The following is a 555-nucleotide window of genomic DNA, read 5'->3' on the forward strand; positions in this document are numbered from 1 at the left end:
ACGGGGAAGAAACAGAACGGAGATACCAAATGCGCAAGACCATGAAGCGCGGTGCTGCCTCGGCCCTCGTGGCGGTGGCCCTCCTTGCTGGTTCCGCTGCGGCTGCCAGCGCCTCCGAAGGCGGCTACGGGGGCGGCGACGGGCCCTCCATCACCATCGAGAACGCCAACGTCAGCAACAACGAGAACGCCAACACCAACTCCAACACCGCCACGGCCTCAATCCCGGTTGAGCTCGGGCTGCTGTAGGTGTGAAGGGATGGGCTGATCCCTCTGGAGCCGGGTTGTGATCGCTCGATTTCAGTTCGGCGGTCAGGGGCATCCCTTCGCGATTCCCTTGGGAATCGTGAACTCAACCTGAAAGCGTCTTTCCCTGAAGGTGGATGGGGTGACATCCTCATCCACTGAGGACACAGTAGCCGCCGTTCTTTCCGTGGCCCGTGAGGGCCTGGGTGGACGGCGGCTATTGCGGTATGGGGCCGCAGTGCCAGTGTCGAACGGCGGGCTGTCAGTCCTCTTGGTCGAAAGCGGTGCGTGTGTCTCGAGATGAGGGTGG

At 62.7% G+C, this 555-nt stretch carries 1 protein-coding gene; it reads left to right on the top strand.

All coding sequences use genetic code 11. The features are described from left to right. Positions 1–29: 29 nt before the first annotated feature. Entirely contained in the window at positions 30–248 is a 219-nt protein-coding gene (locus G6048_RS48515; RefSeq protein WP_165345940.1) for a hypothetical protein, read from the top strand. Positions 249–555 lie beyond the last annotated feature (307 nt).

Origin of the sequence: Streptomyces ureilyticus (assembly GCF_011045025.1) — a bacterium.
Taxonomy (GTDB): domain Bacteria; phylum Actinomycetota; class Actinomycetes; order Streptomycetales; family Streptomycetaceae; genus Streptomyces; species Streptomyces ureilyticus.